Source organism: Vibrio sp. Isolate25, assembly GCF_022398025.1.
In the GTDB taxonomy this organism is placed as follows: Bacteria; Pseudomonadota; Gammaproteobacteria; order Enterobacterales; family Vibrionaceae; genus Vibrio; species Vibrio coralliilyticus_A.
This window is the reverse complement of record NZ_JAKEUT010000001.1, coordinates 1233767-1256001: the sequence shown is the minus strand read 5'-3', so window position 1 is coordinate 1256001 and position 22235 is coordinate 1233767. Positions and strand designations below refer to the sequence as shown.

Genomic DNA, 22235 nt, shown 5'->3' with positions numbered 1-22235 from the left:
AGGCAGGGATTAAGCTGCTAGGATAGTTTTCAGATCGTCTTCAACATTGCCGATACTGCGCATGTCGAATTTATCCTGAATGATTTGGATGAGGTTATCGGTCAGGAATGCAGGTGCGGTTGGGCCTGTGTAAATGCCTTTCACACCTAGTGCGAACAGAGTGAGCAAAATCACGATGGCTTTCTGCTCAAACCAAGACAGCACGAGAGTTAGCGGCAGTTCGTTGATGTCGCAATCAAATTCTTTCGACAATGCTAGGGCAAGCTGAATGGCAGAATAGGCGTCATTACACTGGCCAACATCCAGTAAGCGCGGGATACCGTTGATGTCGCCAAACTGATTTTTGTTGAAGCGGAACTTACCACAGGCCAGTGTTAGGATCAGAGTATCTTCAGGCGCGCTGGCGGTGAAATCGGTGTAGTAGCTACGCTCTGCTTTGTCACCGTCACAACCACCAACTAAGAAGAAGTGTTTAATGTTACCTTCTTTGACCTGCTCAACCACTGCAGGCGCTGCACTCATCAACGCATTGCGACCAAAGCCTACGGTGATCATGTGTTCAATTTCATCGTGTTGGAAACCGTCTTGCGCCAGTGCACACTCAATCACCTGACTGAAATCATCACCTTCAATGTGTGCAACGCCCGGCCAGCCAACGATGCTACGTGTGAACAAACGATCTGAGTACTGGCCCATGTTCGGGTTCAACAGACAGTTAGACGTCATGACAATCGCGCCAGGGAAGTTAGCAAATTCTTTCTGCTGGTTTTGCCATGCGCTGCCGTAGTTGCCGACCAGGTGCGGGTATTTTTTCAGCTCAGGGTAACCGTGCGCAGGGAGCATTTCACCGTTGGTATAAACGTTGATTCCGGTTCCTTCAGTTTGCTGAAGAATTTTCTCTAGGTCATGCAGGTCATGCCCCGAGACCAAAATACATTTGCCTTTAACTGGTTTAACGTTGACCTGAGTTGGCTCTGGGTGGCCGAAAGTAGTGGTTTCACCAAGGTCCAGCATTTCCATAACTTTGTAGTTCATCAGACCAATACGCATTGAACATTCAAGCAAAGCGTTAAGATCTTCTGGATCAGTGCCTAGCCACGCCATGATTTCATGATACTCAGCGTAAATATCGTTATTGGTTTGCTCCAAGACGCGTGCGTGTTCCATGTAAGCGGCAGCACCTTTCAGGCCGTAAAGGCACAGCAGACGTAGACCAATCACATCTTCACTGATCTCCTGATAGCCACGGTTGACCGCAACCTGAGGAGCAAATTCGAGGATCGCTTCAGCACTTGCTGGTAACTCGAAATTAGCGACTTTAGGTGCGGGCTCAAGTTCAACGTCAGCCAGTTTTGCCGCAGCGAGCGTCTGCTCTTTAAGTCGGGATTTAAACTGCGCAGCCTGTGCAGCGAGTTCAAGAATACGTTCAGGGTCGAAATTCACATTGGTTAAGGTCGAGAAGAAGGCTTTTGGCGCCCATTGATTAACTTCGTCATCAATAATGTCAAAGCGACGAGCTTGTTCTGCCCAGTACGAAACACCTTCAAGGGTATAGACCAGTACATCTTGTAGATCTGAAACTTCAGATGTTTTGCCACACATGCCTTGGGCGAAAGAACAACCTTTAACAGTTGGGGTTTGAATAGTCTGCTCACATTGAATACAGAACATTGCGCTTCTCCAGTAAATAGTCTTTATGCGGTCACGCCGCTTGGATTTGTTTAGCGCTAGAATTGCAGAGAGCGTGCCACTATTTATGTGGTTGATATTTAAGAGTTTTTTCTTTTTTTGGATATGAGGTTGTTGTTTGAATGACAACGATGTTGATGTAAATAACACATCAATGAATGCTACGAAGAGCTAAACAGTAAATAAGATAGTCAGTAAAATGTATGAATTTTGAGCTGAGGATAAGCGAGTAAAACAGATAGTTAGACGGTGATTGTCATGATGGGATGAGCTGGAACGCGCGATGTACTTTTAACATCAACTCCATTGAATGGAAGATGAGCCAGACCTGAATCTGGCTCATGGAGAAGATTAACAGCCGTACGTTTTTGTTATGTAGTCCTCAAACTGCTTACACATCAGCTCATCAGAGGTAGCGTTGTCAGCTAAGCAATCAGTACCATCAACAATATTGATCTTTGCGTTCAACGGTTTGGCATCGGTTCGTTCACGGGAGTTTAAATCAGCAATCTTTTGTTTCTGAATTTCCCACGCTTGATCGGCGGTGAGGCTACATGCCTCGGCAAGATATTTGGCATTGAAGCCTTCACCCGTCAGGCTCTTGATGGTGTCATTGTGGGATAAGTGATTGCCTGCACGCCAATAATGCTCTGCCAGCAAGGGGCCAATTTCTGGGTTGTCAGTCAGGTACCCAAATCTGTCGAGGAAGTAAGCGCGTGTCTGATAGACGGCCATGTTGGCGAGCAAGTAACCGTGATAAGCACAGGACGCTTCATCAGAAAGCAAATGTGGAATCGCCATCAATGGGCGAGGGCTGCATTCTAGTCCCAGAATCTGCTTTTCACACTGACGAGCCAATGCTGTAATGTGTTCTGCCGTCAGTTCCTCGTCGCTTAGCTGATACAAGGCTCGCTCAAAGTAAGGCACCACCAAAATGCTACGTTCCTGATACGCTTGAAACGGCTGGCTGCTATTGATCATCGATTGAATGAGCTCGTCTGGAACTGGATTTCCATTCGCATCCAGAGCGTATTGTTTCAGCCAGTCAGCATCATTCAGCAGGCTGTCACAGAACATGGATTGAGTTTCGGCATAAGCCATGGACGTCGGTGCAAACTCCTGAGAAAAACAAGGTGAGTTCATCTTGACGTTAGCAAAGTGCGCGGCATGTCCCCCTTCATGGAAAAGGGTGTTGATGCCATCATAACCGCTGCCGATCTGATCAGGCTTTGCGTTACTGGTGAAATTGACCTTGGCTGCTATCCATCGCCCGTCGTCATAAAACGAAGGTATCGGGCCGTGGCAAAAACCGTTTTGGTATTTACCTTGACGATCCAGCAAGTCCAGAGTGAGTTCTGCACCAGAGTAATCAATGTTCAGCCGGCCAAAAGATTCTACCCAGCGTCTGAGTGACTTGGAAAACGGAACGTATGGATCCAACTCACGCATCGAATCGCCAGAAAAAGAGTAATTGAAGTTGTAACCTGTGAGCGCATTTTGGCCTTTCTCACTGGCGAGTTTATCTAAGCTGGTGAGATTAACTTGTCTGGTCCGCTGCTCGAAATCATCCAGAATGGTAAACAACTCAGTGGTGGTCATTTTTTCGTTTTTCAGTACTGAGTAATCGAAGAAATTATCGTACCCCAACGAGCGGGCAAACTGGTTACGCAGTTTGACTAAATCGATAAAGCCATTGCCAAGTAACCATTGCTCAAGATCTAACAATGCTTGATGTGCTGACTGGCGCACGGCTTCATTCTCGTTTGCCATTATGGTTGAGCGTAGTGCTGGTAAAGAGGCGTCAACTTGTTCTCCTTCCTCGTTGACGTAAACCAGTGCATGATTTTGTTTTTTCTCAAATAATTCCGTTTCAAATGCTATCAGTTCTGTCTTGAGTGCTTGAGCTTTATCTCCTTCGATAGCGTGTGACCGGAAAGTGGCTAGCCAGCCTTCAAGCCCTATTTGAGTTTGTTTACGCTCTTCTAAGTCGGCTATTTCATTGAGCGTGCTGAGCTGTTGTTCGATGTCAGAAATCTGATCGGCATTACTCAGGAAGTGAGTCCATGCGGTTTGCGCAGTGGCAAAACGATCATGTTCGTTACTGATCCCCATGTAGGTGTCCCAGAACAAATCTTCTTTGGTACGATGAACGTCTAGGTAACGATGGTTAAGATCTTTGAGGTATTGAGTTGCAGTCATTTCAGTCCATAAAATGGTGGTGTGAAGCACTATTATGGCATGACTTATATAATGAAATTAGTTACATAGTCGGCGTTTTTGATGTTTTCTCAATACCGAGCTCTGAGCGAGTTTACGTTTAACACTCGCCAACGTACTGTGCAGTGATTTCTTCCATAAAGTTGAGCATGGCTTTTAAACGAGGAGAATGAGTGGTTTTGCTAGCGTAAACGGCTGAAATATTCACATGCGGTAAAACGTTAAGTTCATGGGCGATTTGTACTAGCTTACCGTCACGACACAATTGACGACAGTAAATGTCAGGCAGCAGTGAAACGCCACTGCCAGATGCGACCATATCTCGCACCAGAAGAACATCATCCAGTTGGTTGGCATGTTTAAATTCTATGGTTTGTTTACTGCCATCAGTCATTGTTGAGTACAGCATCGACTGGTTATTCTCCTGATCGTGATAAAAACTGACGTGCTGTTGCAAAGTCTCCAACGTAGCCGATTGGAGCTCTGGATTCGCCAGCAAGTATTCAGGTGTGCAGAACCAGAGTAATTTCACAACAGTGAGCCTTTTGGCATAAAAACCAGAAGGGGCTAAATCACCGAGCTGAATCGCGAGATCAAGTTTGTCTTCCAGTAAGTGAGCACGGTGCGACATGCTGCGAATAGATAGCTGTATATCGGGGTAACGTTCGGTGAAGGCCTTAAGGTTAGGTGACAATATTTCCCGAGAAAAGGCGAACGTAGTGGCGATGCGGAGAGTGCCGCATAGACTTTGCGATGGAACTTGCTCTTTGATTGCAGACAGGTTCTGCATCAGCGGCTTAAGTTGATTGTATAGCTGTTCTCCGTCTGAGGTCAGGTTCAGATGTCGGCTGTTTCTCTCAAGCAGTTTAATATTCAACGACTCTTCCAATCTGTTTATGGCTCGGCTGACACTGGATTTTTGAATGCCAAGCCTTTTTGCTGCTTTTGAAACGCTGCCAGTTTCTGTGACGGCAATAAATATCGGAAGATCGTTTAGGTTCCAGTCCATACTATCTGCTTCCTCTCTCAATTTGATTCTTTAATAACACATTGAAACCTATATCCAAAGCAACGCTGTGTTGCCAATTTTGCGCTATTTGGCTTGAGTGAAAACTTCTAACCTTTGGCCTATGTCAGCCCTACTTAAGGCCAATAATGAAAACCTCATCAGTTCCTAACTTAACCCGAGCCTGTTTACTACTTGGTAGCAGTTTACTCGTCATGGCCAATGCCTCGATTGCGCCGTCTTTGACTGAAATAAACCATGTGTTTGTTGACCCATTCGGCGTTTCACTGTTAATGACGCTTCCCGCCATTGCGGTCATTGGCTTTGCGCCATTTGTGAGTCGTATGATTGATCACTTGGGGGAGAAGAAAAGCTTAATGTTAGGGCTTGGATTTTATGGAGTCGCGGGTAGTAGTGGCTTGTGGCTGGATTCATTAGCAGCGCTGCTTGTTGGAAGAGTCATTTTCGGGGCAAGTATCGTTATCTGCATGACGGTGATCAACCAGTTGATTAGCGACTACTTTTCAGGTCAGGAAAGAATGCATTTCATCTCTCAACAGGCCATTGCGGTCAACCTTGGAGGGATTGCTTTTGTCGTTGCCAGCGGTTGGTTAGCCTCTTTGCATTGGCGACTGCCTTTTACTATTTATCTGATTGCATTGCTGACACTCGCACTGTCTTTAAAAGGAATTCCCCCAAGTAAAAAAGTGCGTACTCAATTTCGGCCTAAACTAGGCTGGTTGGGCTTTAGGCCTGTCTTGCCGTTTTATCTACTTGGGTGTGTGGGTATGTTGTCATACTACCTAGTATTGCTTGGCTTACCTTATCTATTGAAAACGTCTCAAAGTTTCAACAGCTCTGAAACGGGGTTGGCGATGGGGGCGATGAGTTTGTTGTCAGCCTTCGTAGCGTATTTCTTTAGACATGGCGTCATCAACTATGGTGAGAAGCTTATCATAGCGCTTTGCTTTATGTGTTTCACCACTGCATTTCTAGCACTGTCGCAAACACATTGTGATTGGCGCGCATACATAGTATTAGTCAGCACAGGTATTGGGTTTGGATTATTGCTGCCAGTGCTCACTCACCTGGTTATTCAGACGAGCATACCAGCGCTGAGAACATCCGTGCTGAGCGGTTTTGTGATGTTCTATTTTCTGGGGCAGGCGTTGAGCGCCTTCGTGCTCGATTTGCAAAACCTGCTTGGTACAGAGCGTTTTTTCCTATTGCTGAGTAGTTTAATTGGTGTGGTAAGCCTATTGTGCTTCAAGTTCGTCCCTGACCTCAGAGACAAGGTTGTGGAGGAAGTGGCATGAATTTCCGCGTGATTGACTCAACAGCAGTCCCTCAAGCAATGAAAGGCTTGGGTTCACTGACACAGGCTTTGCGTTCTGCGAGTGAAGATTTCCAGATTCAACCGATACGTGTGGTCGGCCAAAGCCCGATTTACACACGGGAAGTAATACTTTGTGATGGTGCTTTGCCTTTGGTTTGGGCTAAATCAACTTTGTTTTCTAAGCATGAAAAGACAGTTGCAGCGTATTGCTGCTTAGAAGGTCAATCATTGGGTGAGCAACTGCTTTTCTCCTACCAATCAGTCAAGCGTAGCCCTTATCAATTTATTGAGTGTTCACTTCCTACAATCGAACGTTCGAAGCAGTGTGGACTCATTCAAAACCAAGGTCGTATCTCAAGGTTTACATGGCAAGAGCATAACTCGACACTGGTTTTGATCGAAGTGTTCTATCATCAGGCACTCAAAATGATCAATACAACCCAATCGTTGGAAGATTGAAGTTTCAACAACATAGGTTGGAATATGTAAATGCAGCGAGAGACAAAGAGCGAGCCGAAAACAGCCTAGCGATAAAATGTCGTGAGGACGGGACAATTATTCAGGTAGCTGTTGATGAACTCATTATTTATCTAAAGGAAAAGCTAAGGCAAGCACACCAGAAAAGGGGCTGTTCGAAGGCGACACTTTCTTTGGCTTAGTCTTGTTAGACGATTGTGAGAGATCAGGTAGGCCTGCGGGCCTACCTAAGTGTTATTGAACTTAGGCTTCAACGCCTAGCTTTTTCCCCATTCGGTATAAATTGCCGCGATCCATTTGTAGAAACTCCGCCGCCTTAGACCAAGTACGGTTCGATTTTTTCAGTGCGTGAACAATGAGGTCTTTCTGGTAAGATTCGACGAGATCTCTCATTCCTTGGCTACTTTGCGGCAGGTAGTGTGATGTGCTTTTTACATCCGTATTCTCAAAGCCGCCGTCAAAGTGATTGAGGTGAATAATCTGCTGTTGCTCCTGAATGGCTCTTAACGCTGCGCGGGTTAGTGTATGTTCCAGTTCTCGTACATTACCGGGCCAGTTCTGTTTTTCCAAAAGCACCAAGGCTTTGGGGTGTAAATGCAAGTTAGGGATGTTGAACTGGCTACGGACTTTTTCCAGAAGATAGCCTGCAAGAACAGGAATATCACCCTCGCGCTTACGTAGCGCTGGAACGGAAATCGGGAACACATTTAGACGGTGGAATAAGTCGGCGCGAAATTGCCCTTGCTCGACTGCATTTTCAAGTAAACGGTTCGTCGCAGCAATAATTCTTACATTGACCAGTAAATGCTTGTCACTACCGACACGCTGCAGCTCACCTTGCTGAATCACACGCAGCAGTTTTGCTTGCAGAACTAAAGGTAGCTCTCCCAATTCATCAAGAAAAATGGTACCACCATCGGCCAGCTCGAATTTACCTGCTCGTGAGCTGTTGGCACCGGTGAATGCCCCTTTGACATGGCCGAATAGCTCACTTTCTGCCAAGCCTTCGGGTAAAGCGGCGCAGTTGACGTAAATCATTGGTTTGTCTCGGCGGCTTGATTGCGCATGGACACTGTGAGCCACTAACTCTTTCCCTACACCCGTTTCACCTGTGATTAGAACGGCATAATCTGATTGAGCGACGGTGGCAATATTGGTTCTAAGCTGTTGAATTTGAGGGCTAAGACCGATCATCTCACCCTGTTTTGAGCGGGCTTGCTGAATCAGGGTTTGAGTGACAGAGCGCTGTTTGCGATTTTGGGCTTTGAGCGCTTTAATTTGGCCAATATTGCGTAACGTGGCAGCCGCCAGTGCTGCGAATGTCTCAATAGTCATTGGCTCTATGGCATCAAACGCGCCGATGTTGAGCGAATCCAGAGTCAGTATGCCGACCAGTTGTCCATCCACGTATAAGCTGCAACCGAGGCAGTCATGCACGTCTAACTCGGCTTCTTCGCTAAGTAGTACACCACTAAAGGGGTCTGGTAGCTCACAATCGGCGCTAAACCGAACCGGTTGCTTGCTTGCCATGATCGCTTCCAGCCTCGGGTGCGCTTGAGGAAAGAACCGTCGACCGAGGACGCTGGTGGACAAGCCTTTCACCGCAACGGGGGTGAGAAATCCATCCTGATCCAAAATGAATAGCGCGCTGGCATCGCATGGAAATACCCGATCAATACCATCAATCAAATGCTGATACTGGGCTTCGCTGTTGAGGTTAGAGCTCAGGTTGAGGGCTATTTCCAATAGCACCTGATTCATTTTTGCATCCATAGCTGACTTTGGTAGTGAACGACGTCAGCCATGCTATCAGCGCGTTGTCGTTTTCACATCGTCACAAAGGATAGAAACGCCATACGTTTGATTAAGGTCAATTTCTCTCTCAGTTTTGACCAAACTGCGCTCTGTATTTCTGTGGCGAAACGCCCACCAAGCGGCGAAAATGATGGCGCATGGTGACGGCGTTTTCAAACCCTGCTTGGTTAGCCAATTGTTCGATTGGTAGGGACTCGGTTTCCAGCAAGCCTTTTGCTCTCTCGATGCGCTGTTGGATTAGCCATTTTTTAGGGGAAAGGCTGAAACTGGCGCGAAATTTACGATCAAAAGTACGTCGAGACATGCTGGCTTGTTGAGCCCAGTCTTCGACAGTGATGGCTTTATCCAGATTCGCAGACGCCCAGGCGATAGCTTGTGAAAATGTGCTCGGAACTTTGAGCATGGGTGTTTCAACAAACTGCGCTTGTCCGCCTGTTCGGTGGGAAGATATGACCAGCCTTTTCGCGACCTGATTGGCAATCTGATAGCCGTAATCGTGACGGATTATCGCCAGACCAAGGTCGAGGGCAGATGCACTTCCGGCTGAACACCCAATCTGCCCGTCCAATACGTAAAGTACATCTTTCTGGTATTCGACATCAGGGAACTGCTCACGAAATGCGTTTTCATACATCCAGTGTGTGGTGGCTTTACGCCCTTTAAGCAGTCCGAGTTTACCCAGCAAAAAAGAGCCTGAACAGAGCGACAAAACGCGTTTACCATCAGCGACAAACTGACGAATTTCGCGCTGAATCAGGGGAGGAATCTCGTAGTCTCCGGTCGGCCAGCCGGGAATGATCAATGTGTGGTAACTCTTTAAACTATCTACGAATTTCGTCCTGAGAGTAACACCGCCTGTGCTTTCAAAATCTTTATTCTCCATATTAATGATCTCGCAGTCATACCAAGGATCGAACTCTGGTCGAGGCAAGGCAAACAGTTCCGCAGCGCAGGACATTTCAAACAAGGTGATGTGAGAGTGGGCAAGAATAGCAACTTTGATCATCTGGAAACTCGTTAGTGAGCGATAGTCTTTGGCTGATTATTATCGAATATTGACTTTTAGGCCAGTGTTGAGTTGCTCATTTGAACGCAATAATGATTCAAAAGACAAACAAGGAGACGTTATGACAAGTGCAGTAACTAGAGTTCCAGCCGCCAGTAGTGAGCGTGCGCTGGCACATTTCAGTCGGCTATTGGAATTTGAAACAGACTGTTGGGATGTGCACCATGCCATCAGCAATGATCGTATGGATTTTGTGTTGCTCGATGTCAGAGGAGATGAGCTGTTTGCGCAAGGCCACGTGAAGGGAGCGATTAACATTCCTCACCCGAGGTTGAATGAAAAGAGCCTGAGTGCCTTTCCCACAGACACACAGTTTGTGGTGTATTGTGCTGGGCCACACTGTAATGGTACCGAGAAGGCGGCTATTCGTTTGGCAAAACTTGGTAGACCTGTGAAAAAAATGATTGGTGGAGTCACAGGCTGGCTTGATGAAGGGTTTGAGCTGTTCAAACAGGAGGTTGAAACATGCGCTTAGTGGCTAGAGTTGATTCTGTGTGGGCTTGGCGTGCAACGGTTTATTGATGCATCGACAATAACCCTATGAGTATAGCGCATAGAGTCATTGTGAAAATGTCATTTGAGTCACATCGAGAGGCTCAATACACTTCGCGCTCTTTATTTTCTTGCTGAGACTATGAATCATGTTTTCTCAATCACTTTTTGCTCAGCTAGTGAGAATGACGGTATTGCTTTGCCTAACTCTGTTGGTCGTCCATCAGTCACCACGTCTGATGGAACTGTTAGCAGAGCAGGCGATCAATAGCGGTTGCCACCAGCAAAGTCATGATATGTCCGGTGACCATTCTCATCATCATCACCATCATTAGGGTAAGTTCATGAGCATTTTCCGATTTCCAGCAATGGTCTGGTTAGGTATCGCAATTTTGGTTATCTGCCTGGGTATCAGGCAATCATTTGGCATCTTCATGATGCCGGTTTCCGATTACTTTCAAACAGGACGTGAATTTTTCAGCTTTGCTATTGCGCTGCAAAATTTGCTGTTTGGTGTCTTTCAGCCGTTTGTCGGTATGGCTGCTGACCGATTCGGCGCAAAACGCATCATCATTGCAGGTGCTATCGCGTATGGCGTCGGCTTGTATTTGACCTCCATCGCTGTCGAGCCTTCAACACTTTATTGGACACTTGGTGTTTTCGTTGGTTTAGGCCTGAGCGCAACTAGCTATGTCATTGTTCTTGGCGCCGTTGCTAAAGTTGTCCCAGCGGAGCACGCAGCAAAAGCATTTGGCTTGACCACTGCGGCAGGCTCTTTTGGTATGTTTGCTATGATTCCCGGAGCACAGGTGCTGCTGAGTGATTTGGGTTGGCAAGGGGCTCTTCAGGGCTTTGCTATGCTTTGCTCAACAATGATCGCGTTTGCATTGTTTATGCGAGCGCCGAAAACAGCGGCTAACCAAGGACACTCTACTAGTGAGATAAAGGAAGATAGTTTGACGCTTAAGCAGGCTTTAAAAGAAGCGTTTTCTCATAGAGGCTATTGGCTGATCCATCTTGGTTTCTTCGTTTGTGGCTTCCACGTGATGTTCATCGCGACACACCTACCTAGCTATTTAGCAGACAAACAGTTACCAGCCTCAACGGCTGCGATGGCACTCGCCTACGTCGGGGTTTTCAATATCTTCGGCTCTTACTTTTGGGGAGTGATGGGCGATAAATTCAGCAAACGCCATGTGATGTCTGCGCTGTATCTGATGCGTACCATAGTGATTGGCGCATTTGTGACGTTGCCAGTCACAGAGCACACAGCGGCGATATTTGGTGCGGCCATTGGCTTTTGTTGGCTAGGTACGGTGCCGTTGACATCTGGCTTAGTGAGGCAGATCTTCGGCGCTAAGTATCTATCGACTCTTTACGGGCTGGTATTTTTCACTCATCAGGTCGGCAGCTTCTTAGGGGCTTGGGCTGGTGGCCGTATTTACGATTACTACGGTTCTTATGAGCCCATTTGGTGGTCGACGGTTGTTCTCGCGTTTGCTGCGGCGATTATTCACCTGCCAATTAACGACAAGCCTGTTCGACAGTTTGCAATAGCGCAATAATTTATCCGACGTATGTCTTAGTTCCTGTTTTTTCACGTATACACTGAGAAGAGAAAAATCAGGAGGTAAGTAAAATGACCTTTAATACTATCCGTCTCATTCTTGGTGATCAGCTCAATGCACGTCACTCTTGGTTTCAAGATGTTGACCAGTCAGTGTTGTATTTGATTGCAGAACTTCACCCAGAAGCTACTTATGTTAGGCATCACGTGCAAAAGGTGTGTGCATTTTTTGCTGCAATGAGAGCGTTTGCGCGTGAGCTTCAGCAAGACGGACACCAAGTGTTGCATCTCAATCTGGACCAAACTTTGGAATTCTCTGATGTCTCTCAACTTGTTCATCACTATGTCAAAGAGTCTGGTGCAGCAGTGTTCGAGTATCAAAGACCAGATGAGTTTCGTTTAGCAACGCTCCTTAATGAAATAGAGATACAAGGCTGCCGTATTCAACGTACAGAGAGTGAACACTTCCTTCTTCCCTTTGAGCAGATTGAGCAGCACTTTCCTCAAGGAAAGCACATTATGATGGAGCACTTCTATCGTAAAATGCGGAAAAATTTCAGTATCTTAATGGATGATGGAAAACCTAAAGGTGGAAAGTGGAATTACGATGCGAACAATCGCAACAAACTCAAAACAGCGGATATAAAACGTTTGCCGACCCCTCTGTTGTTTGGTAATGATGTCACCGAGATTAGAGCGTCGCTTGAGCGGCACAATATCAGCACCATAGGGCAACTTGAAGGGCCGTTGTTATGGCCGATTAACCGCAATCAAAGTCTGACGCTTCTTGCCCACTTTTGCTCCGTATGCCTACCTAACTTTGGTCGGTTTCAAGATGCAATGACGCAGGTGCATGAATCAAAATGGTCGCTTTACCATAGTCGATTGTCCTTCGCCTTAAACAGCAAAATGCTTCACCCTCTTGAAGTGATTGATAGTGCGCTGTCAGCGTATGAGTCAAACCCAGACATTGATATTTCTCAGGCAGAAGGTTTTATACGTCAAATACTTGGTTGGAGGGAATATATTCGAGGTGTCTACTGGGCCAATATGCCAGTCTATGCTGAGCACAACCATTTCGACGCTAAGCGCCACTTGCCGAAGTATTTTTGGTCTGGGGAAACAAAAATGGCATGTATGAAGGAAGCTATCGGGCAATCGTTGGATTTTGCCTACGCACACCATATTCAAAGGCTTATGGTGACGGGAAACTTCTGTTTGTTAACGGAGATTGACCCAGCCCAGGTTGATGAGTGGTATCTCGGTATCTACGTGGATGCGATTGAATGGGTAGAAATGCCTAATACCCGAGGTATGGCTCTGTTCGCGGATGGTGGCATTGTAGGAACTAAACCTTATGCTGCAAGTGGCGCGTATATCAATCGAATGAGTGATTACTGCAAAGGTTGCCATTATAACCATAGCGAAAAAACGCAGGATAATGCATGTCCGTTGAATAGCTTGTATTGGCGTTTCATGCACAAACACAGAGAAATGCTTACGCAGAATCCACGTATTGGCGTTATTTATCGCTCTTGGGACAATCTGGAGGAACAGGCACAAAGTGAGATTTTGCAAAAAGCAGAGCATTATTTAGAGCATATTGAAACTTTGTAGCCCTATCGCCAGCGTGTTGTGAAAAATAAAAACGTGCTAGAGCGTAAATTAGATTATGATGAAGGCCTTTGATTACAATGGTTTTTATCAATATGTTTGCTGAATGGATAACGGCAGAGGCATTGACTGCTGCCTTTCTGATCTTCCTTGGCTCATTCGTACAGACAGCGATAGGTTTTGGCTTAGCGATTGTTGCCGCACCACTGCTGTTCCTTGTTTCGCCTGATTATGTTCCCGCGCCTATCTGTTTAGTCGCCCTTTACATTTCTATTCTTAACGCGTTGAAACATAGAGCTAATGTCGAGATCGGTGGGCTTAAGATGGCCTTAATTGGTCGTGTACCGGGCTCTATAGCGGGTGGTGTGTTGCTGGTGATGGTGTCTACCGATCTGCTGGCATTATGGCTTGGTCTGTTGGTACTGCTGGCAGTTACGGTGAGCCTTCTTCCTTTTCGTATCGAACCGACCCCAATCCGTATGGGTATTGCGGGGTTCTTCTCTGGCTTTTTTGGCACCAGCTCAGCGATTGGTGGACCGCCAATGGCTTTACTGTTACAACATCAGGAGGCAAATCAATTAAGAGGCAATTTGTCGGCCTTTTTTGTCTTCAGCTCAATCATTTCATTGATTATCCAAATGCCAGCGGGTTTTTTGACGATGCACCACTTGTGGATCAGTATTCCGTTACTGCCCGCTGCGTGGTTGGGTTATAAACTCGCTTTAGCAACGACTCAATCTCTACCCAAAGAGAAGATTCGTCTTGGAGCATTGATGCTGTGTACCGTCAGTGGTGCGACAGCAGTTTGGCAAGGTTTGGTATAAGCCATTTTTATTGATGTTCATCTTAGGTTAAGGAAAAACCATGATACTAGAAGTCGCAATTCTGGATGTGAAGCCGGATATGGAGAAAGATTTTGAACAAAACTTTTCGAAAGCTCAGGCCATTATTTTCAGCATGCAAGGCTATGTTTCTCATCAATTGCAACGTTGCATAGAAAACCCGAGGCGCTATATTTTGTTAGTGAATTGGCAAACCTTGGAAGACCATGAAGTCGGATTCAGACAATCTGCCGAGTATCAGGAATGGAAAGCGCTGTTACATCACTTTTATGATCCATTTCCGACCGTAGAACATTATGAGAGTGTGTTCGGCTAAGATTTTCTAAAAGGAGAAAATAAGGTTATGAGAACGATAGGCAATATAATTTGGTTTTTGCTTGGTGGCATTGTCATGGGCCTGATGTGGTGGTTCTTCGGCCTGCTGGCTTTCATTAGTATCGTGGGTATTCCGTGGGGGCGGGCGTGTTTTGTGATGGGGAATTTTTCTTTCTTCCCGTTTGGTCAAGAGGCGATTGCTCGAGATGAACTGACTAATGAAATGGACATTGGAACCAGCCCGCTCGGTTTGGTCGGCAACGTCATTTGGTTTGTGTTTGCAGGTATCTGGTTAGCGATAGGCCACATCATGTCAGCGGTGGCGTGTTTTGTGACCATCATTGGTATCCCATTTGCGATTCAGCACCTCAAACTGGCGTATATTTCATTGGCGCCAATTGGAAAAACTGTGGTACCTAAAGAGCAAGCTGCAATGGCAAAATATTCTAAATAAAGAAAGCCCCGAATGGGGCTTTCTGCTTTCTTGATCCCAATATTGGATGGCGAGTAAGAAACTCTTTCACTTCTCCCATAAAAGAGACAATCTAATCAGACATATTGCACTGGTATGACATTGACCCGATATAAATGTCATTTATAGTAGTGCGCTAGATTTGCTGCTGAATAATAGAATAAACACTCAATGCTGCGCTGGATAACAAAGATGAAAACTATCCTCAGTGCGTCAAGCTTGATCGTCTCCACTGCAAGTTATGCTGCTCCCCATCCCGTGGAGTTGGCTCTCTACACTCAGGATTTTCCACCGTTACAAGTGGAAGTCGATGGTGTGGCAGAAGGATACGTGATCAAATTTGTCGAAGCTGTGGTACAAGATGCTGCTCGAACCCTCCCAATGACACTGCATCAGGTCCATTTTACGCCGTGGAAAAGGGCAATGCGAATTACGCAAACTCGTAAGAATGCTTTGCTTGTATCTGTGTCACGCACACCAATACGAGAAGATAAATTTCACTGGATTGGTGAAGTTTCGCCATATGAAGTCAGTATCTTTCGCCACATTAATGGTCCAAGCCTCAAAACAGATCAACTACAAGCACTCAAGGATTATCGCTTTGGTGCTCAAACAGAAGGGTCTTTTGAAGAGTTGATCCGGTCTTTGGGCTTTAAGCAGATCATTCCAGTGAACTACGGTAAGGACGCGATTCGTTTGTTGCGAGCTAATCGGGTTGACTACGCCCCTTTAGTGACGGTCAGCTATCCTTACCGAATGGCGCAATACGGCTTCGATCCGAGTAATTTTGTTGAAGTGATGAAAGTAAAACCATTGTGTAAAGCGTTGTGGTTGGTCACAGGTAAGCAAACGTCACCTGAAGTAGTGGAAGCGCTGAGGCAAAGCTTTGAAAAGTTGAAGGCTGAGGGAGAGCTGTCTTCATTGATTGAGGCCTACCAGCCTGAGAACCCGATTATGCTCCGCTATCAGGAGCTGGCATCAAAGTGATAAAAAGGGGCCTGATAACAGGCCCAAATGGATTTACATCTCTTCGCCGTAGATGTCAAAAGAGAAGTACTTTTGCGCAATCTTGTCGTAAGTACCGTTGGCACGGATAGCGGCTATCGCTTTATTGAATTTATCGGCCAACAGTTTGTCTTTCTGACGCAGTGCCAGAGCAGTCCCTTCACCGATGTAAGCTTTGTCGGTCACGGGCTTGCCGACAAACTCAAACCCCTGCCCAATGTCTTTATCCAAAAACGCCAAGGCAAGTTGATCAGAGTTACCAAAAGTCAGATCAAGTCGGCCGGTGGCCATATCAATATAGACTTCATCTTGACCTGTATAGCGTTTGATCTCGGCGACATCGCCGAATTTATCGGTCACATAGCGGTCATGAATCGTGCCACCTTGAACGCCTATAACTCTGTCTTTTAATCCTTTCTCCGAAATATCAATCTTAGTGCCCGTTGCAGTGACGAACCGAGCTGGTGTTTGGTAGTACTTGTTGGTAAATAGCACCCGCTTTTTACGTTCTTCTGTGATGCGCATCGAAGCCATGATCACATCCGACTTTCTCGCCAGCAGACTCGGGATGAGTGAGTCCCAGCTTTGAGCAACCCAAGTACATTCTAATTTTGCTTCAGCACACAATGCATCGGCAATTTCGATATCGAACCCTGTTGGATTACCGTTTGGATCTTTGTAGTTAAACGGTGGGTAAGTGAAATCAGAGGCCAAGCGCACTTGTTTTGCAAAAGTGGGTGTAGACAGAAGAGTGGCTGCACAGGCAATCACACTAAGCACTTTGTTCATGGTTGAAATCCTTGTCTTTGTTTTTCGTTGATACTGGGTTTGAGAAGTGGCTAATGATGGTAGCGACTTCTTGCATAGATTCTTGTGAACCAATCGTGATCCGTACACAGTGTTTCAAGCTCGGTTCATGGGCTTGATTACGGGTCACAACTCCGGCATTAAGCAAATAGTTGAAAAGGTCAACATCAGGTCGCGTACGGATTAAAATAAAGTTGGTAGCAGAAGGGTACACCTTCTCAATCCATTCAAATGACTGAATCTGTTCTACAAACCACTCTTTGGTAGCGATTAGCTTCTCGGTATTCGCCCTGACTTGGGCCAAACCCTCTGAGCTCAGTGCGTTTAATACGATTTCTGCTGAGCTATCCGGCATTGGGTAAGGTGGTAGCATTTTATTGAGGTAGTTCATCACGGATGTATCAGCGATGATGAAACCACAGCGCACGGCTGCAAGGCCAAAGGCTTTAGAGAGAGTACGAATAACAACCAGATTAGGGTATTGCTCGATTAAGCTGACAACGCTTTCTTCAAGCTCAAACTCAATATATGCTTCGTCAACGACGATCAGAGCGTGTTCTTGTGTCTGCTCAAGAATGGATAAAATATCGTGTCGTTTCAGTAATTGTCCGGTTGGATTGTTTGGTGAACAGAGAAAAATTAAACTCGCCGATTCGGCAGCCTTAACTACCCCCTCAACATCCAGAGCAAAGTCTGGTGCAAGTAAAGGGACGTCGATCGTTTCAACGGCCAGTGAATCTGCACAAAACTCATACATTGCATAAGTCGGACTACAGATAGCAATACGGCTTTTACCCGGTTGGCAGAACGTACGCACAAGTAGATCGATGGCTTCATCAGCGCCTCTGACAGCAAGAGCAGGGTTTCGGGTTTGGCAGTAATCCTGATAGGCGGAGGCGATATCGTGAGGTAGAAAATCAGGGTAGCGGTGATACGCATTTTGCTGTTCGTTAAAATGAAGTGGTTGTTCTAACTCATTGGCGTTGAGCCACAGTCGACCAGAACCACCAATTCGTCTTGCTGACTGATAAGGTATTAATTTTTTTATATTATCGGGTGCAATTTTATCTGCCAGCGATATCATGTTTCTATTCCTTTGCTGCATAACTAATCTAGTTAAAGTTAGATCTATAACTAGAATTTCTTATTTTATAAAAAGGTAGTCAAAGTTTTGTTTGAGGAGAATCGAAATAAAGGCATACTAGCTATGCAATAAATGCATGGCTTATTGGGTGGTGAAAAATGAGATTACCTTCGACGAAAAATTTGCAGGCATTTTTGGCTACCGCTGAGTACCTCAATCTCACCCATGCCGCCGAGTCGCTCAACATGACACAGGGTGCGGTCAGCCGACAGATCCAATCACTGGAATCTCTTATGGGAGTTAGCCTGTTTTATCGACGCGCTAGAGGACTTGCTTTGACGCCTGAAGGGAGTCTATTCCTTCCGCTGGCGCAAGACATCATTAAGCGCTTGCAACGCTCAGTTAGGGAAGTGTCCGAAAGTGCCAACCGAGTCAAATTACTTGCCCCGAGTTGTATTACCACCTGGTTACTGGCTCGCTTGGCAAACTTTCAGCAAGCTAACCCAAATGTGAATGTCGAGTTGACTTCAACCACTAAACATCAATTGCACCCTGATTTTGATAGTTTCGATATGGTGATCGTTTATGGTAAACCAGCTCGAAGCAAGCAGGTTTCGCAAACCTTGTTGTTTGATGAAATTTTAGCGCCCGTTTGCTCGCCTCAATTGTGGTCGCAGTGTGTTGAGGAGGATGAACCAGTACAAGATAACTTGGTTAATCGTTTTATGTGGTTACATGCAAATCAAGAGCAATCGGACTGGGCTTTGTGGTGCAACAGTAGCAATGAATCGGCATTGAAAGGAACGGGCAATCAGATATTTGCAACTTTAGATCAAGCTATGAATGCGGCACAGCAGGGGTTTGGGATGACCGTGGGGGATGTGACCTTGGCGGAGCAGGATATTAAGTCAAACCGCTTGCTCTGCCCGTTTGATATGCGTATCCGCTCTGGCAATAGTTACTTTTTGCTTTCGGCAAATCAAGAGCCGAATGACTCGGTCAAAGCGTTATCTGACTGGTTGGCGCACAACTAAACTTTCTAATGTTTTGTATCGCTATCAAATGGTTCGTAACCTTCAGCGAGTCACCTATTTCATCACTACCTGATTGAAGTCTATCCAGCCGTTAGCGAGCAGCGCGGGCGCTGTCACTGTGTCTGAGATATTGAGGTCCTGTTCTACATGAAAGAGTGGTTGATAAATTCCTTTACTGATTAAGCTTTTCTCAATATTTTCAAACTGTTTGAGTCTCGTAGCTAGCTTGGGTTGTGCCATTGCTTGAGTACATTTCTGCTTGATCCAATGTTGCTCTTTATCGGTCAGGCAGGCGGTAAGAGCACTGGTGTTAAATAGCCATCCTAACCAAGACATTTCAGTATCTTCACCGAACACTTCGCCACAAATGATGACATCCGCTTGAGATAAGGTGCTGAGTTGGTCAAACACGGGGTATTCATGAACAGTCAGTTTGGCATTTATGCCTAACTTTTCTAGCGATTCGACAACTAGCTGAGCGGTTTCTATATGGGTTGCAAGTTGGTAGGTGACGACAGAGAGAGGCGCTTCCGGCTTAGAGAGCGAACGAATATGCTCTGCAATTAAATCTAACGCTGATGGTCTGATTGACTCGGGAGAAGACATCATGCCGCTCGCTCCGGCGAGCTCTTCGCACTGTTGTGATTGCGGTGCGCCCATATGAGATAAAACCTCTTGCAGCGCAGCCCGATGAGCTCGTTTGGCCATCCATCCATTACGATTCAGGTTGAATGTTGCGTAGACACAACCTTCCTCCCATTGATTTTGCGCACGGAAGCCAGATGCGTGTTCTTCACGTATATGGCTGCCGTGTACGACATGACTGTTAAGGTCAAAGTTCTTAGCTTTATCACCAATGTTCCAGATCTCAATACCGTCTATCCAAGGTCTGAATCCGTGATAGTGCGGGTTAATGGTCATCAGTGTTCGCCACTCAGATTGCTCTTCTAAGCAGAATGGGCCAGTTCCGACGATTTCACCTTTGATTGCTTTGGTGATGCCCATAGCAGAGTGTGCCAGCAATTTAGGCAGTAGGTTCGGTATTGAATGGCTGACAAAGTGAATAGATAGGTCATCGATTACGATGATGTCATCGATAAATTCGAACAGAACTTTGCAACCAGCGTCTGAGCTCATCAATCGCTCAAAGTGAGCTTTGATATCCTGAGCCAGCAAAGGACTGCCGTCCTGAAATTTAAGCCCTTTGCGTAATGTTATTTCAAGTGTGTGGCCGCTCAGTTTCCATGAGTGTGCCAGATCTGCTTGTACGCCGAGATTATCGGTATTGATGATAAGCAGATTGGCATAAAGATAGCGTGCAAGGTGGATTTCTGTTCGCCGCGTGATAAAGACGGGATCTAGGCAATGGGTGCCGCGGTAGAAAGGGATCTTTAGTATATGTTTTGACGCATCTTTCGGCTGAAACTGAGCGAGATAGTTTTCCAAAAAATTATCACGATGTGAATCCTTGACCAGCAATAGAGCCTGCGCGACTTTTCCTTCTTCTAATAGACGAAAAGCTTGTTGCTCCAATCGTTCGTTTGGGCACTTCAATAGCTTTGCATTGGGTAAATTACCTCGGCCTACCCCCGGCTGCCACTCCAGGAAGCGTTCTTTAATCAATCGCTTAATGAGCAATTGGGCATTGCGTCTTGTGCAGTCCAGTGATTGGCTGAAATTATCCAAGGACATTGGCCGCCACTGCTCAAGCTGCAGATTATCACGGCAGAACGCGAGGGATTTCCAGTAACGCATAAAGGTGAAATTCCTTTTTTCTATTTCTATTTTTCTTCATCTTTTTATTCGGATAATAGTGGATTCTTATCAGGAAGAAAGGATTATTCGATGGAGACGTTATCTCACCCTCAAAATTCAGTGTGGAAAAATAGATCGTTTGTGGTGCTCTTTTCCAGTGCATTGTTCGTGGCGTTTAGTGCCCAGATTTATAATTTGGCATTGCCTTTGTTAGTGTATGAATTGACTCAGTCATCTCAGATGATGGGCTGGATGCGAGCAGTTGAATTCCTACCTAACTTATTGCTGGCGCTGTTTATTGGTGTATGGGTCGATAGAGTCGACAAAAAACGCTGGTCTCAAATGATGTTGTTAGGTCAGTTGCTGATGGTACTGAGTTGCTATTTTGCAGTGGAATGGTTGGATAATCCGCTCTGGGTTCTTTTCCCGTCGGCGTTTTTCATGATGGCGTGTAATTACGGCTATCACAATGCACGTATAGCGATGATGAAAAATGGTATCCCTCATGAACTACAAAATACCGCTATTGCACGTATGAGTTCGTTGAGCAGTTTTATGGAAACGGTCGGACCGGTACTTTCTGGTGCGCTGATGCTATTGTCGGCTATTCATCATGTCTTTCTTGGTGTCGCGGCAATGTTGGTGCTGGCTTATTGGCAACTGGAAAAGTTAGCTGTAGTGAAGCCAGAGCCGAAACCGCACCCACCCGTGCTAAAAGCATTGGCGGAAGGGTGGGCGATACTGCGTGCTGAAACCAATATGTGGTACATCACCTTGGCCGTGATGGTAATTAACACTACAGGTGCAATATTCTGGATTCAGTCGATTTTCTATGCGAAATCCACTCTCAGTCTGAATTCAGTTGAAGTGAGCTACTTGATTGCCGCTTCGGGTGTGGGTGGCTTATTGGGTTCATTTACCGCAGATAAAATACGTACCAAGTTTGGTTTAGGCCAGTTATTGATTGCCTCAATTGCGTTGGAGGCGTTTGGTTTCCTCATTCCTCTGGTGCTTCCCGGAGTGTGGAGTCTGGTCTTTGCCTTCTTGTGGATCTCTGCCATTGGCTTATACAGCTCGATCTGCATCTGGAGTTACCGCCAGGAAGCGTTCGATGAGCAATGCCTCGGCAGGCTGACGGGGATTACGGGTTCGTTGTTTAAGTTGCTCATGCCGTTTGGTTTAGCAGCGTCAGGGTATATGGTTGCTAGCTTTGGTGAGCAAGCGGTGTTCGTTTCATGCTTTACACTTCAGCTTTTGGTCGCGCTAATATTATTATTCAGCCGAGTTCGATTTATTAGGTGATCATCAATATTTTTGATTTTTATATTTTGAATGCAGTCTTCTAATTACGCGGTTATAAATATTATTTTACTCACTTATTTTTAAGAAGTTTACTATTTAAATAAATGTCTGTTTGTTATTTTAATTTCTTGATGCATTCAATAATTTGCTAATTTAATTGATTAAATTGGAATTAAATAATTAAGTCAATAAAGGTTGTTTGTATTATACAAATAACCGTTATTTTTACTGTGAGGTTTTAATTTACATATTTAACAATATTTGATTTTAGGTTGAATTTAATTGATTTATTTTATGATTTATAAAATAAATGCTAATTATATTGTGCGCTTGTTTGGTT

20 protein-coding genes are annotated in these 22235 nt (G+C 45.6%); 12 read left to right on the top strand and 8 right to left on the bottom strand.

Annotation, left to right across the window (positions count from 1 at the left end; genetic code table 11):
• Positions 1–9: 9 nt before the first annotated feature.
• The 3 genes from hcp to L1D15_RS05440 form a co-directional block, all read right to left on the bottom strand.
• Entirely contained in the window at positions 10–1671 is a 1662-nt protein-coding gene (gene hcp / locus L1D15_RS05450; RefSeq protein WP_152472566.1) for a hydroxylamine reductase, read from the bottom strand.
• Between the two features lie 369 nt (positions 1672–2040).
• Positions 2041–3888 (bottom strand): M3 family metallopeptidase, encoded by a 1848-nt coding sequence (locus L1D15_RS05445; protein ID WP_239874933.1) that lies wholly within the window; start codon positions 3886–3888, stop codon positions 2041–2043.
• A 118-nt stretch (positions 3889–4006) separates the two neighbouring features.
• Positions 4007–4915, bottom strand: a complete 909-nt coding sequence (locus L1D15_RS05440; RefSeq protein WP_239874932.1) for a LysR family transcriptional regulator — start codon at positions 4913–4915, stop codon at positions 4007–4009.
• A gap of 146 nt (positions 4916–5061) precedes the next feature.
• Here L1D15_RS05440 and L1D15_RS05435 point away from each other — a divergent pair, with 146 nt between their 5' ends.
• Both L1D15_RS05435 and L1D15_RS05430 read left to right on the top strand, forming a co-directional pair.
• Entirely contained in the window at positions 5062–6228 is a 1167-nt protein-coding gene (locus L1D15_RS05435) for an MFS transporter (protein ID WP_239874931.1), read from the top strand.
• Positions 6225–6707 carry a hypothetical protein gene (locus tag L1D15_RS05430; protein ID WP_239874930.1) on the top strand — a complete coding sequence of 161 codons (483 nt, stop codon included), beginning with the start codon at positions 6225–6227 and terminating at the stop codon, positions 6705–6707. Before L1D15_RS05435 ends, L1D15_RS05430 begins: the two co-directional genes overlap by 4 nt.
• A 261-nt stretch (positions 6708–6968) precedes the next feature.
• On the opposite strand, the gene norR is transcribed toward L1D15_RS05430, so the two are convergent.
• Both norR and L1D15_RS05420 read right to left on the bottom strand, forming a co-directional pair.
• Complete coding sequence (gene norR / locus L1D15_RS05425) at positions 6969–8498, bottom strand: nitric oxide reductase transcriptional regulator NorR (protein WP_239874929.1); 1530 nt, start codon at positions 8496–8498, stop codon at positions 6969–6971.
• 109 nt (positions 8499–8607) lie between these two features.
• Positions 8608–9546 carry a helix-turn-helix domain-containing protein gene (locus L1D15_RS05420; protein WP_239874928.1) on the bottom strand — a complete coding sequence of 313 codons (939 nt, stop codon included), beginning with the start codon at positions 9544–9546 and terminating at the stop codon, positions 8608–8610.
• Positions 9547–9667: 121 nt separating this feature from the next.
• Between L1D15_RS05420 and L1D15_RS05415 the strand changes: the two genes are divergently transcribed.
• The 8 genes from L1D15_RS05415 to L1D15_RS05380 all read left to right on the top strand — a co-directional run bounded on the left by L1D15_RS05415 (position 9668) and on the right by L1D15_RS05380 (position 15895).
• Entirely contained in the window at positions 9668–10081 is a 414-nt protein-coding gene (locus L1D15_RS05415; protein ID WP_239874927.1) for a rhodanese-like domain-containing protein, read from the top strand.
• Positions 10082–10247: 166 nt separating this feature from the next.
• Positions 10248–10433 (top strand): hypothetical protein, encoded by a 186-nt coding sequence (locus L1D15_RS05410; protein WP_239874926.1) that lies wholly within the window; start codon positions 10248–10250, stop codon positions 10431–10433.
• Positions 10434–10442: 9 nt separating this feature from the next.
• Positions 10443–11663 carry an MFS transporter gene (locus tag L1D15_RS05405; protein ID WP_239874925.1) on the top strand — a complete coding sequence of 407 codons (1221 nt, stop codon included), beginning with the start codon at positions 10443–10445 and terminating at the stop codon, positions 11661–11663.
• 74 nt (positions 11664–11737) lie between these two features.
• Positions 11738–13282 carry a cryptochrome/photolyase family protein gene (locus tag L1D15_RS05400; RefSeq protein WP_239874924.1) on the top strand — a complete coding sequence of 515 codons (1545 nt, stop codon included), beginning with the start codon at positions 11738–11740 and terminating at the stop codon, positions 13280–13282.
• 92 nt (positions 13283–13374) lie between these two features.
• Positions 13375–14103, top strand: a complete 729-nt coding sequence (locus L1D15_RS05395) for a sulfite exporter TauE/SafE family protein (RefSeq protein WP_239875124.1) — start codon at positions 13375–13377, stop codon at positions 14101–14103.
• Positions 14104–14143: 40 nt separating this feature from the next.
• Positions 14144–14437 (top strand): antibiotic biosynthesis monooxygenase, encoded by a 294-nt coding sequence (locus L1D15_RS05390; RefSeq protein WP_239874923.1) that lies wholly within the window; start codon positions 14144–14146, stop codon positions 14435–14437.
• Positions 14438–14464: 27 nt separating this feature from the next.
• Positions 14465–14890, top strand: a complete 426-nt coding sequence (locus tag L1D15_RS05385; RefSeq protein WP_239874922.1) for a YccF domain-containing protein — start codon at positions 14465–14467, stop codon at positions 14888–14890.
• A gap of 210 nt (positions 14891–15100) precedes the next feature.
• Positions 15101–15895: a transporter substrate-binding domain-containing protein gene (locus L1D15_RS05380; protein ID WP_239863664.1), complete on the top strand. Its 795-nt coding sequence runs from the start codon at positions 15101–15103 to the stop codon at positions 15893–15895.
• 33 nt (positions 15896–15928) lie between these two features.
• Here L1D15_RS05380 and L1D15_RS05375 read toward each other — a convergent pair whose 3' ends face one another.
• Positions 15929–16702: an ABC transporter substrate-binding protein gene (locus L1D15_RS05375; RefSeq protein WP_239874921.1), complete on the bottom strand. Its 774-nt coding sequence runs from the start codon at positions 16700–16702 to the stop codon at positions 15929–15931.
• Entirely contained in the window at positions 16686–17804 is a 1119-nt protein-coding gene (hisC, locus tag L1D15_RS05370; protein ID WP_239874920.1) for a histidinol-phosphate transaminase, read from the bottom strand. The genes L1D15_RS05375 and hisC overlap by 17 nt, the downstream gene beginning before the upstream one ends.
• A 158-nt stretch (positions 17805–17962) precedes the next feature.
• Here hisC and L1D15_RS05365 point away from each other — a divergent pair, with 158 nt between their 5' ends.
• On the top strand, positions 17963–18838 hold the full coding sequence (locus L1D15_RS05365; RefSeq protein ID WP_239874919.1) for a LysR family transcriptional regulator: 876 nt from the start codon (positions 17963–17965) through the stop codon (positions 18836–18838).
• Positions 18839–18892: 54 nt separating this feature from the next.
• Here L1D15_RS05365 and L1D15_RS05360 read toward each other — a convergent pair whose 3' ends face one another.
• A complete protein-coding gene (locus L1D15_RS05360; protein ID WP_239874918.1) occupies positions 18893–20593 on the bottom strand; it encodes an ABC transporter substrate-binding protein in 1701 nt (566 codons plus the stop codon).
• Between the two features lie 90 nt (positions 20594–20683).
• Here L1D15_RS05360 and L1D15_RS05355 point away from each other — a divergent pair, with 90 nt between their 5' ends.
• The gene (locus tag L1D15_RS05355; protein WP_239874917.1) at positions 20684–21895 is read left to right on the top strand and encodes an MFS transporter; all 1212 of its coding nucleotides are present in this window, start codon (positions 20684–20686) and stop codon (positions 21893–21895) included.
• Positions 21896–22235: the final 340 nt, after the last annotated feature.